The organism is Clostridia bacterium, assembly GCA_016887505.1.
GTDB lineage: Bacteria > Bacillota > TC1 > TC1 > UBA5767 > UBA5767.
Genome location: CP069393.1, coordinates 1324461 through 1337197, shown reverse-complemented (window position 1 = coordinate 1337197; position 12737 = coordinate 1324461). Strand labels below are relative to the sequence as shown.

General features: G+C 42.7%; 8 protein-coding genes. 5 read left to right on the top strand and 3 right to left on the bottom strand.

Going from position 1 to position 12737, the window contains the following annotated elements:
- Positions 1-63: 63 nt before the first annotated feature.
- Together JR334_06470 and JR334_06465 are read right to left on the bottom strand one after the other, a co-directional pair.
- Positions 64-1929, bottom strand: a complete 1866-nt coding sequence (locus JR334_06470; protein ID QRN84637.1) for a DUF2207 domain-containing protein — start codon at positions 1927-1929, stop codon at positions 64-66.
- Positions 1910-2455, bottom strand: a complete 546-nt coding sequence (locus JR334_06465) for a LemA family protein (protein QRN84636.1) — start codon at positions 2453-2455, stop codon at positions 1910-1912. The genes JR334_06470 and JR334_06465 overlap by 20 nt, the downstream gene beginning before the upstream one ends.
- A gap of 242 nt (positions 2456-2697) precedes the next feature.
- Here JR334_06465 and JR334_06460 point away from each other — a divergent pair, with 242 nt between their 5' ends.
- The 4 genes from JR334_06460 (at position 2698) to JR334_06445 (ending at position 10718) form a co-directional block, all read left to right on the top strand.
- A complete protein-coding gene (locus JR334_06460) occupies positions 2698-3993 on the top strand; it encodes a M15 family metallopeptidase (GenBank protein QRN84635.1) in 1296 nt (431 codons plus the stop codon).
- Positions 3994-4042: 49 nt separating this feature from the next.
- Positions 4043-7795 (top strand): phosphoribosylformylglycinamidine synthase, encoded by a 3753-nt coding sequence (locus tag JR334_06455; protein ID QRN84634.1) that lies wholly within the window; start codon positions 4043-4045, stop codon positions 7793-7795.
- Positions 7796-7858: 63 nt separating this feature from the next.
- The gene (locus tag JR334_06450; GenBank protein ID QRN84633.1) at positions 7859-8299 is read left to right on the top strand and encodes a DUF1049 domain-containing protein; all 441 of its coding nucleotides are present in this window, start codon (positions 7859-7861) and stop codon (positions 8297-8299) included.
- Between the two features lie 280 nt (positions 8300-8579).
- On the top strand, positions 8580-10718 hold the full coding sequence (locus JR334_06445) for an ATP-dependent RecD-like DNA helicase (protein ID QRN84632.1): 2139 nt from the start codon (positions 8580-8582) through the stop codon (positions 10716-10718).
- 89 nt (positions 10719-10807) lie between these two features.
- Here JR334_06445 and JR334_06440 read toward each other — a convergent pair whose 3' ends face one another.
- Positions 10808-11848 carry an XdhC family protein gene (locus tag JR334_06440; protein QRN84631.1) on the bottom strand — a complete coding sequence of 347 codons (1041 nt, stop codon included), beginning with the start codon at positions 11846-11848 and terminating at the stop codon, positions 10808-10810.
- 235 nt (positions 11849-12083) lie between these two features.
- Here JR334_06440 and JR334_06435 point away from each other — a divergent pair, with 235 nt between their 5' ends.
- Positions 12084-12737: a PHP domain-containing protein gene (locus JR334_06435; GenBank protein QRN84630.1), complete on the top strand. Its 654-nt coding sequence runs from the start codon at positions 12084-12086 to the stop codon at positions 12735-12737.

Below are 12737 nucleotides of genomic sequence, written 5' to 3'. Positions count from 1 at the left end.
ATGTTATTAGCTTACCTATTGGAGGTTACAAAATTGTGACAACTAGAAAAACATTTGGTGTTATTACCAACTTCCACCGCCGCCGCCGCCGGCGCCGCCACCTGAGAATCCACCCCCACCCATACCACTTCCTCCAGAATTGGCATTGGGGTTGACTGCCATCTCTTTAGATACTGAACTGAAGCTGCGATCCATTACGGAAGCGAATACTACTGCATTAAAGAGCCCGCTGTCTCCGCGGTAGTAGTGCGGAGGCTCCATAGTTAGTCCTTCGAACTTTTTGGCCCATTTTTTGGTAACACCCAGTACTTGGGCGTAGGGCAAGGTGTCATAGAAGTAATTCGGATTTTCTTCCAACAAGCGCTCGATACGGTCCTTCTCAGCTGTTTTCAGAAACTGTTTATAGCCAAGTACTAGACCAAGAATACGAGTGCCGTAAGGAGTACGTTTTTCAGTAGCTTGTCCTAAAAAGCCAATGCCCAGGGTAAAGAGAAGTGCCAGCAGTCCATACAGGAAGATGTTGGCCATTTGTGTAAGGACAAGATAGGCTACGATGGAACCGCCTAGAAAAACAAATCCACCAATCATGAGTCCTGCAGTCTTACTCCTGGGGTTAATCTTACGATTGATGAAACCGTTGGACAGTAAGGCAATTCCAATAATTGGTGCCAAAGTGGGCAATCCAGATAATAGTGCTGAGGATATGGAAATATAACCAGCGTTCAGAAGATAGATAGAGTAAGCTACCATCCCCCAAAGTGGCAACAAGGAAAATACTACCAGCAAAAAGCGGTATCCGTCTGAAGAACGGTTGGTAATCCTTCGCTCTGCGTTATCTGTAAAGGAAGATTTAATCATGCCCTGTGCTGTGGCCATTTCTTCATAGAAATCTCCTTTTAGATCCTTGGTAGAAACTTGATTTCCACTTCCTTTATTAAAAAGTGCATTAAAGAAGTAGTGCTCATAGTGTTGCACGCCTTTTTGGGGCAATTCCTTCATTTTGAAAAGACGGAAATGATTCTTACCGTCTTCTTCCATTTCCAGATATCCTTTTTCAGCCCAATAGAGAATCAGACTGGTTACATCGGTGGGTTGCACTGCCCGGTCTATGATGTAGCCGGCCTCGGCCGGTGTCATATTATCTGGGGGGTAAAATTCTGGTGTAATAATGACTTCAGAATCTCTACCCTTCAAATCCCAGATGCGATAGGCTAGCACTGTCAACAATGCTCCCATTAGTAGTATGGCCAGTTTGGGCCAAGTGGCAGGGCCTTTTACATCTGCAAAGTATCCTTCCGGCAGAACTAGATATGCGGTAAGGCCTTGACCTGGTTCAAGACTTGAGAGAGTCTTTCCGGTGAAACCCTGGTCTGTTTGCTGAAATTGTACATTGCTAGTTTCTTCGCTACCTAAATAACCACTCGTGATGGTTAGATTTGAAAAATCATATGGTGCAGGCATATTGACAGTAAAGCTCGCCTTGTGAATGGGAACATCCCATTCTGTGCCAATAATGTTCAAATAGAAGAGATCTGCTTCTGCATCCGTATCGGCCCCTAGAATCAAGGTGTAACGGATTTCATAGTCTTGTCGACCGTCTACAAAGTCTTCTGAATTTCCTATGCGGATTATCTTGCTACCGTTTTCGCTGGAAATATCGGTATCGCCGCCTTCAACAGAAATATTTTTAATTCGAACGGGTCTATCTGCAAAATCCAATGGGATTTCACGATAAATGCCATGCCTAGGTTCTGAAAAATCAACAGCCAGTTTTTCCACAACATCATAAGAGTAATCGCTGTTTACTTGCACTGTAACGTCATAATTCGCAATGTCAAAGTATTCGGCCATAGCGGCTACTGGTGCGGTAAAAAGCATGAATAGAATAGATAGGAAAACCAGTATTAGTTTAGAAGCTGACTTTAACATTTTCTCTTTCCCCTTCTTCAATTTCAAAGTAAGGAGCTTTCATGAAGCCAAAGATTCCTGCAATGATATTGGACGGGAATACTTCAGTCTTGGTGTTGTATTCTTTGACTACACCGTTATAGTATTTTCTAGACTGGGCAATTTCACCTTCCAAACTTTGAAGTTGCTTTTGCAGATCCATAAAGTTTTGGTTGGCTTTCAAATCAGGATAGCTCTCAGCTACGGCAAACAATGTCTTAAGGGTTCCTTGAAGTGCATTCTCACCGGCCATCTTATCTTCTACAGAGGTGGCGCTAGCAGCCATGTTCCTAGCAGCGATGACCTTTTCTAAGGTATCTTTTTCATGGCTAGCATAGCCCTTGACGGTTTCGACTAGGTTGGGAATAAGGTCGTAACGTTTTTTTAGATAAACGTCCATGGTGGCAAAAGCCTCGTCCTTCATATTTCTTAGTTTTACAAAGCCATTGTAAGCACTCATGAAGTAGATGCCAAGAACCAAGATTAGACCAATAATGAAATAAAGCATAATAATATCCTCCTTGTTTGTTTTCTAATTTCAGCATACTATATTTTCTCTTACTTGGGAAAGAAAAGAATGCTATTTTAATGCTTTTGCTGTCTTTTTTCTGTTGGAAGAAATATTAGGGACTGCTAGAAAGCGAATTCCAAATGGTGTATGATATAGCAAGAACAGAAGCATGCTGAATGGCTGTTTTTTGACTTGTTTTGTGGTATCATAATTTTTTACTAAAGAAATGGGGATTCAATATGAAAAGAAAAATATATATAGTAATTATCCTTTTGGGAATGCTCATCCTTATGTCAGGATGCGAGGAGAAACCGGTAAATGATCCCAACCCGGATAATCCAGTGATTTTGGATGATCCCGAATTGCTGGAACTGCAGGGATCTGTTTCTATTGAAACCATTGACATCACAAGTGAGGGATTACTGATTCAGACAGAAAATGAGGAGTATGCGGATAATCTCTTGCCCCTATCCGTTATCGAGCGACTTTTTAGCCCGATAACAATTAAAGCTAGTGGCAAGGATTTGATAACATTCTCTTTTGATAACGCAATACATGTAGATTTAGTGTGTGGTACGGACACGTACTACGTAGATGGTGAAGAAAAACATGCTGCGGGGCCTTCTTTCGAGACATTTGATGAGGAATATGTAAATGCATCCGTGTTGGTGGATATTCTTGATGCGACGGAGACGGAGGCTGGTTGGCTGTTGCCTCTAACTGTTGGGGAAACTGGCGAGATGGTTGATGTGGCAGACTACCGGGGTAAATTGGGCTTTTTGAGCCTCATAAATAAGGAAAATGGGATATCTCGAGATGCTTTAGGTCATAATCTGATTAATTTGAATAAGAACTATCCTCAGTTCAACTATCTGAAAAGTGATATGGAATTTAACCAAACGGCTGCCTTGGCGCTAAATCGTATGATAACAGATATTACGAACGTATCTGGTATGGAAAAACTCTATTTGGTGAGTACCTACCGCAGCTATGATTACCAAGATAGCATCTACAAGAGAAAAATTAAGCAATATATGGATAACTATGGGTACGATGAGGAAAAAGCGACGCTAGAAGCGGGACGTATTGTGGCCATACCGGGTACTTCAGAACACCAGAGTGGTTTGGCTGTGGATTTTACAGGTAAGACCTTGGTTGACCAGGGACTATACTTGGAACAGGCATTTTTGGAAACACCGTCCGGGGCATGGCTTGCTGAACATGCACCGGAGTATGGCTTTATTTTGCGCTACCCAGGAGAAAGCGAAGAAAGAACTGAAATCATGCAGGAAGCGTGGCACTATCGCTATGTAGGAGAACCACATAGTCGCTTCATTACTGAAAATGGGATGGTTTTGGAAGACTACGTGTCGCTACTTGGGAAAACAAAGAAACAGAGCATGAATGATGGAGATAAGTATTTGGTTGTATATTTGGATGAGGAATGGACAGATTTGGTTAGAGTGGATTCTGGATTTTGTTCTGTATCCGATTCAAATGAGGGAGGAATGATCGTTACCATTCACGGATGGTAATGTTAAATAGAGGAAAAGTGGAGAACTGTTAAAGGTAAAGGAGTAGTCAATGCAGATTAAAAGAGTGTTTGTTGAAAAAAAAGAAGGGTTCAACGGAGAAGCAATCCGTCTTCTTGCAGAACTAAGGGAGAACTTGGGTCTTGGTTCTTTGAACGAAGTGAGGATTCTAAACCGTTATGATTTAAGCGGTATCACGGAGGAGCAACTTTCGAGTGTTATCACGAATGTACTGTCAGAGCCCAATATGGATCAGGTGTACTACGAAGAACCTGATTTTGAGGGAAGTCAAGTCTTTGCCTATGAATACCTGCCCGGTCAGTACGATCAACGGGCTGATTCAGCAGCCCAATGTATACAGCTACTAACCGAGGGTGAAAGGCCCCTAGTTCGTTTTGCGACGGTGATAGCTGTTGTAGGTGCAAGTATAGAAGAAACCGAGAAAATCAAAAACTATTTGATCAATCCGGTAGATTCTAGGGAGGCTTCGCTTGCCATGCCAGACTCGATTGCCATAGAGTCTGAGGAACCAGCAGATGTAAAGCGTTTAGAAGGTTTTACGTCGATGCAGAAAGAAGAAATTGAGGCCTTGCAGGAAGAACTTGGCCTTGCCATGAGCAAAGAAGATTTATTATTCTGCCAGTCCTATTTTAAGGCGGAAGGTCGGGACCCCAGCATTACGGAGATTAAGGTTATTGATACTTATTGGTCAGATCACTGTCGTCATACTACCTTCATGACTGTTTTAGACAAGATCTCATTTCCGGGATCTCCTTATGGCGAGAAAATAAAAGAGACGTATCAGGATTATTTGGCAGTAAGAGATGATGTATATGGTAGTCGAAAAAAGGATATTTGTCTGATGGATTTGGCGGTTATCGCCATGAAGAAGCTTAAAAAAGATGGTGTTTTAGATAACCTAGACGAGTCGGATGAAATTAATGCCTGTTCTATTGAAGTACCTGTTGAAATCGATGGAAAGATAGTTCCCTATCTTGTGATGTTCAAAAATGAAACACACAATCATCCGACAGAGATTGAACCCTTTGGTGGCGCGGCTACCTGTCTGGGTGGTGCAATTCGTGATCCTCTATCTGGCAGGAGCTATGTATACCAAGCCATGCGAGTAACAGGTAGCGCAGATCCTAGAGTTTCCATTGAAGACACTATCTTAGGCAAGTTGCCACAGAGGAAGATTTGCCAAGAGGCAGCTCACGGCTATTCTTCTTATGGCAATCAGATTGGCTTGGCAACCGGGAAAGTTGAAGAAATCTATCACCCAGGGTATATGGCTAAACGCATGGAAGTGGGTGCAGTGGTTGGTGCTGCACCAAAGGAAAATGTGGTGCGGGAAAATCCATTGGCTGGTGATCTAGTAGTATTAGTAGGTGGACGGACAGGGCGTGATGGATGCGGTGGAGCGACTGGCTCATCCAAAGAGCATGATGAGGACTCTATTCTTACCTGTGGGGCTGAAGTTCAAAAGGGTAATCCGCCAACGGAACGCAAAATCCAACGTTTGTTTCGCAATCCAGACTGTGCAAAACTGATTAAGAAATGTAATGACTTTGGCGCAGGCGGAGTCTGTGTAGCGATTGGTGAATTGACCGATGGTCTCGTAATCGATTTGGATAAAGTACCCAAAAAATATGATGGACTAGATGGAACGGAATTGGCCATATCTGAATCGCAAGAACGGATGGCAGTCGTTCTTGCACCTTCTGACGTGCCTAGTTTTGAAAAATATTGCGCCATGGAAAACCTAGAGTCTTCTGTGGTAGCAACCGTGACAGAAGAACCCAATCTCGTAATGAATTGGCGAAATGATACGATTGTAGATTTAAAACGCTCATTTTTGGATACGAATGGGGTGAAACAGCATATTGAGGCACGTATTGCGGATGTGGATGCTGAAGAATACTTTAAAGCGAGTGAGGATTTTACCGAGAAAACATGGAAAAAGGTTTGGGTGGAACGCCTAAGTAGCCTAGGTGCTGGTTCACAAAAAGGTTTGGTTGAGCGATTTGATTCATCTATCGGGGCTGGCAGTGTACTCATGCCTTTCGGCGGAAAATTCATGGCGACTCCCAGCGAAGGAATGGTAGCGAAGATTCCTACGGAAGCTGGTACTACGGATGATGCTACGGCAATGAGTTTTGCTTATGACCCTTATCTCACGAGTGAAAATCCTTATCTAGGCGCCATGTATGCAGTGGCTCATTCGGTAGTGAAAAGTGTTTGCATGGGTGTGAATTATAAAGATATGCGCTTATCTTTTCAAGAATATTTTGAGCGTCTTGGGTCTGATTCGCAAAAGTGGGGTAAACCGCTAGCAGCCCTATTAGGTGCTTATAAAGCCCAGAGAGAACTTGAAATTGCAGCAATTGGAGGCAAGGACTCCATGAGTGGTACCTTCAAGGATTTGCATGTACCCCCTACGCTTATTTCTTTTGGATGTGCGCCCGTTAAAGCCAGCAAAGTGATTTCGTCTGAACTTAAAACGGTAGGAGCAGGTATTTACTATTTACCCTTACCGAAAATGGGTGGAGATCATATGGCCCAAGAAATTGATTTTGCTTTACTAAAAGATAATCTCGATGCAGTGCACCAACTGATTGAAGAGGGACGCCTTGATGCGGCCATGAGTATCGGTTCTGGTGGACTTGCGGAAACCTTGAGTAAGATGGCCTTCGGGAACAGATTGGGCTTTGAATATGAGGCAGATATTCAATTGTTGAATGAACGGACCCTGGGTGGGATCGTATTAAGTGCTGTCTCCGACATTTCAGATGCATTTGCCGGCCGCCTTGTACGGCTTGCGACTGTTCTAAATGAGCGGGTGATTCGCCTGATGGGAGAAGAGTTATTCTTAGGCGAGGTCTTTCAAGCGAACAGTAGGGTGTTGGATAAGGTCTATCCCCAGGTGAGTAAGGTCGAAGTACCTAAGGCTAGACAGCTCAGTTATCTCAAGCGAAGTGAGAAAACGCCGAGTGTGAATATTGGTAAACCACGTGTGTTTATTCCAGCCTTTCCAGGAACCAATTGTGAGATTGACTCTAAACGTGCCTTTGAAAAAGCGGGTGCAGAAACATCGGTTCAGATTTTCCGGAATTTGAGCAAGGAAGATATTCATGAGTCTATCCTTAGAATGGAACAAGAAATTCGTAAGGCAAACATTGTAATGATACCGGGTGGCTTCTCTGCTGGTGATGAGCCTGAGGGCTCTGCTAAGTTTATCGCCGCCGTGTTTAAGAATCCCCGCATCAAGGAAGCAGTGAGTGATATGCTCGAGAATCGTGATGGATTGATGCTAGGTATTTGTAATGGCTTCCAGGCGTTAATCAAGTTGGGACTCTTACCCTATGGTGAAATAAGGGAATTATCCACGGATGACCCAACACTTACTTTTAATACACTAGGTCGACACATTGCTTGCTATGTGGAGACACGAGTGTCCTCGGTACTCTCTCCTTGGATGTCGAACGTGGAGGTAGGGGAGAAACACAAGATTGCTATTTCCCACGGTGAGGGACGTTTCGTAGCGAGTGATGCTATGCTAAAAACTTTGATTGATAATGGCCAAGTAGCGACTCAGTATGTTGACCACCTCGGTGTAGCGACACATAGAGCACCCCATAATCCCAATGGCTCGGTGATGGCCATTGAAGGTATCACTAGTGCTGATGGCCGAATTTTGGGAAAAATGGGACACTCAGAACGTACCGGAGAGGACATCGCAAAAAACATTCCAGGAGCCAAAGATCAGAAACTCTTTGCTGCTGGTGTGAAATATTTCAAACTATAGGCAGGAAACTGGACCTAAAACAAGAAATTAAGAGTATGACGGAAAAGAAAAGGAGTGTGAATTATGTTTTTTTGGATATTCGGATTGATCCTTTCATTAGTAGTTGCCCTGTTTGCCAGTCAAAACCCATTGGATATAAGTCTTAAGTTGTTTAATTTGAGTTTTGTACCCATTAGTTTGACGGTAATTATTTTGGCAGCAGCTTTAGCCGGAGCCTTGATTTCCTTCTTCTTCATGGGTGTGCGCGTAATTAGTATGAAGAGAGAACTCAAGAAAGCCAACAAGTTGCTGGAAAAAGCAAGTGCCTTGGAAGCAAGTCGCCAAGAGAAGTTACAGAGTGTGGAAAAAGATTCTGTAGCTGAGGTGGAAAATGCCAAAAGGAATCTAGAAGTCAAAGAAGTGGAGAACATTGAGCTTAAGAGACGCCTAGAACAGTTGGAAAAAGAAGTGGATAAATTGGCACCGGAAAAGAACTCTATTCAGGATGAGCTTTCTGAAGAATAGGTATTCTGCGTGACAAATGATTATGTGTTTGATGAAAGTGGGATGACTGTGTCGTTCCACTTTTTTTCTAGCATTTTTTGTACTAACTTGAATATTTAGTAATATTTATCACGAACTTATCCTTAAGAATGTGGTACGATATATTTAAATTCATGATAAGGGATGGTTCACCACTAGCGGATAAGGGTTGCTAGAGACGGTTTGATCAACTAGTGGAAGAAATGTTCAGGTTAAGTATTCTTTGGCCCTTGCGCGATTAACTAAAAAATTTAGGTGGCATATGGAAAAGAAAAAAGCAGTCATAGAGAGAATAGTATACTACAATTTGGAAACAGGATTCTGCGTTTTGCGTATGCAAGATGAGGAAACTGAGGAAGCATTTACGGCTACGGGCATCTTTTCCAATCCGGTTGCGGGTGCTGAGTTTCTATTAGAAGGGGACTATGCTGAAAGTCGGTATGGCCGACAGTTTAAAGTAATTTCCATGGTAGAAAAGATGCCTGCTAGTTTGAAGGGACTAGAACGTTATTTGGGTAGTGGTTTGATTCAGGGGATTGGAAAAGTTAATGCTCATAAAATTGTGGAAGCATTTGGGCTGGAGACGATTTCAATTATTGAAGAAAACCCAGAACGGTTGCTGCAAATTGACGGTATAGGTAAGAAGAAAATATCTAAGATTACCAAAGCCTGGAATGACCAAAAGGAAATTAAGAATGTAATGATCTTTCTGCAGGGATATGGCGTATCACCAGCCTATGCTGTAAAGATTTATAAAGCATATGGCAACGATAGCATCCGAAAGGTGAAGAATAACCCCTATGACCTTATTCAAGATGTATGGGGAATTGGCTTTACTCTGGCAGATAAGCTAGCGCGCAGCATGGGCATAGGCAATGAATCGGAAGCACGTATTCGAGCGGGTGTTTTCTTTGTTCTGGAAGAAATGAGCAAGTCTGGACATTGCTATGCTACTTTCGAGGAACTATCAGGGCAAGCAGCTAGGGTGCTTGAAGTTGGAGTGGAAATGGTGGAAGGCGAGGTCCGCCATTTAGCAAGGGAAAAGATTATCATATCTGACTATGATGATTTATTCTATCTTCCCTATCTTTATCATTGTGAGGTGGGAATCAAGCAGAGAATTGAGGAAATGATGAAAGCGAGACCAATTCATTTTTCAGTGGATGAAGTTGAAGTGGTTGAAAAAGTCAGTCAAACATCCGGTATTCTCTATGACGATATCCAATTGTCAGGTATTCGTATGAGCCTTGCGAGCCGTTTAATGGTACTCACAGGAGGCCCTGGAACAGGTAAGACAACTACGGTTATGGGCATCATTCGAGCGCTTGAGATGAGCAAACGGTCCATTCTGTTGGCGGCTCCAACGGGACGTGCGGCCAAACGTATGACTGAGACGACGGGAAAGAAAGCTTCAACCATACACCGACTACTGGAATTTAGTCCAGCTGAAGGATTCCAAAAGAACGAAGAAAATCCCTTGGAGTGTGACACTCTGATAGTGGATGAGGCATCCATGGTAGATTTACCACTCATGTTTACGGTCCTTAAGGCTTTACCAGATACAGCAACCTTGATTTTGGTAGGAGATATTGATCAGCTTCCTTCGGTGGGGCCGGGCAATGTCCTTCGAGATTTTATTGATTCTGAGATGGTTGATGTAATTTGTTTGGAACGTATTTTTAGACAAGCAAAGATGTCTGCCATAACAGAAAATGCTCACCGGGTTAATCGTGGGGAGATGATTGGCAAGGGTCCCGAGCTGATGAACGACTTCTTTTTTCTGGAGGAGAAGGATAGCAAAAAAATACTTTTAACCATAAAGGACTTAGTCTCTAGGAGACTACCCAAACGGTATAAGTTGGATCCCTTGCGGGATATTCAAGTATTGACTCCGATGCAAAAAGGAGACTTGGGTGCTAAAAATTTGAACAAAGAACTACAGGAAGTGCTCAACCCAGAGAATAAAAAAATTGTCTTTGGACAGACGGAATACCGCCTGCATGACCGGGTGATGCAGATCCGCAACAACTATGAGAAAAAGGTGTTTAATGGAGATATAGGAACCATAAGTGATATAGACCTTGATACGAAGCAGATGATGATTGATTTTTCTGGAGATGAGCTGATTTATGATATGGGTGATTTAGATGAGTTGGTTTTGGCCTATGCTGTTACCATACATAAGTCTCAAGGTTCAGAGTATCCGGTGGTGATTACACCACTTACGATGTCTCACTACATGATGCTTCAGAGAAATTTGGTGTATACTGCCATTACTCGAGCCGAAAAGCTGATGATTCTATTAGGTGAAAATAAGGCACTAAAACGGGCTATTTCAACGAATGATGTGAAAAAACGCAATACTACACTTAAGATTAGGTTGCAGGAAATGTTGCAGTAGAATAATTAGACAAAGAAGCGCTAGGATGATCTGCCTAAGAGCAGAAAATCCTAGCGCTTTGTTATTTGGGTTGTTCAAGAGCTACTGTACTAGATAAACTCTAAGAGGACATCCATGATGCCGCCGCAAACCATGCCTTCTTCTTCGGCTACTTCATTGGTCATATCTATGCGCTCAATGAAGTAGGTTCCGGGGTCTTGAAAACGTCTAGCTTTTTGTATGATGGCGGCTTCAGCACATCCTCCTCCAATGGTTCCAAGAATTCTGGAATCTTCGAGAACCAGCATTTTGGCACCCACTTTTCTAGGTACGCTTCCCTTGGAAGAGATGATGCTGACTAGTGCCTTGCGTTGACTAGTATCTTCAGCAAGTGATGTAAGCATATCTTTGTCGAGATCAGCCCAACTCGAAGATAAAAGTTTTTTGCGCCTTTCTTCTATGAGTTGTGCTACGATGGCCACAGCTATTTCTTCTGGCGTAGCAGCGGCAATATCGAGTCCAATGGGGGCATGGAGTTTATCTAGAGCGTCTTTGCTGAATCCGTCTGCTAGAAGGATTTCTTTCATTAATTTAACACGTCTTTTGGAGCCAATCATGCCTAGGAAGGCAGGATTTTGTGGTAGAGCTTTTCTAAGACATAGTTCGTCATGACGGTGACCACGTGTGATGCTGATTACGAGGTCTGCTGGACCAATCTGAAGGCTATGAAGCATATTTTCGAAACTGTCGCAAAGAATTTCTTTGGCATCGGGGAAGCGATTCCGGTTGGCGAAGGAAGGCCGGTCATCGGCGACCACGCAATCGAAAGAGACCATGGAAGCGATAGCCACCAAAGGTTTAGAAATATGACCAGCACCTAAAATGATGAGACGAGGTTTTTGAACGTAGGGTTCAATCCAGATACTAGTGCCATCAAGTTTAGTATTCCAAAGAGCTCGCCCTTGTTTTAGCGTTTGCGTGACGAGGCCTTGTTCTTCACATGGAAGGGAGGACTGCTCTCCATCTATAAAAAGTCTTTTGCTAAGAATTTGCTTGCTGCCGTTGGGCTCTTGCATTAGTTTTGTGACCAAGGCTGCGTTAATCCCATTTTTTTGAGATTCTACAAGTTGGGCATATATTGATTCGTACATGTATTTCTCCTTTATTGATGTATTAAGATTAATACTATCATAGGAGATGTGGGCAAAATAGGCAATTATTCGAGGTTTTTCTAAAAGATAGAGGGACATATCAGATGAAAGATGGGAGGAATAAGGTTACTTTATATGAGGTCGCAAAGCATAAAAAGATTCAATGAGTTATCCTCTATCATCTTGAGAGTAGGTCCTATAGAATATACTCAGGTTGTTTGGGAGGCGAAATATTTTGATTATAGACACGCACATACATGAGAAAACATTTTCAAAGGACAGCGAATTGGGTCTTTTGCAGATTGTTAGCAGGTCTAAGCAATTGGGCTTACATGGTATTTGTATTACCGATCATGAAAGTAATGGGATAGCACCGTTAGCAAAATATGTGGCGAAAGAATTGGATTTTCCAATAATTGTGGGGGCAGAGGTATACAGTGATCTCGGAGACATTCTATGTTTTGGTTTAGATGAAGTCCCTGCCTATCGTATACCAGCACAACAATTACTGGATACTGTGAAGAGGGCAGGTGGTACTACGATTGCTGCTCATCCATATAGAAATAATAATAGAGGATTAAAAGACTATCTAATGAGTGTGAACCAGTTAGGTGCAATAGAAGCGTTTAATGGTTCTACAGGTTATATGAATAATATGAGGGCCCTTAAGGTAGCGGAATCTATTGACTTACCTGTTTCAGGAGCTTCTGATGCACATTATGAACATAAACTGGGTACTTTTGCCACGTGGTTTCCTGATGGCGTGAGGACTAGTGAAGATTTGGTGGAAGCGATTCGAACTAAGCAAATTCATCCCATGGCGTACATCAATGGGTGCTACCAAGATATTGAGACATACATTGAATCTGGCAGGGAAATGGTTGGTTAA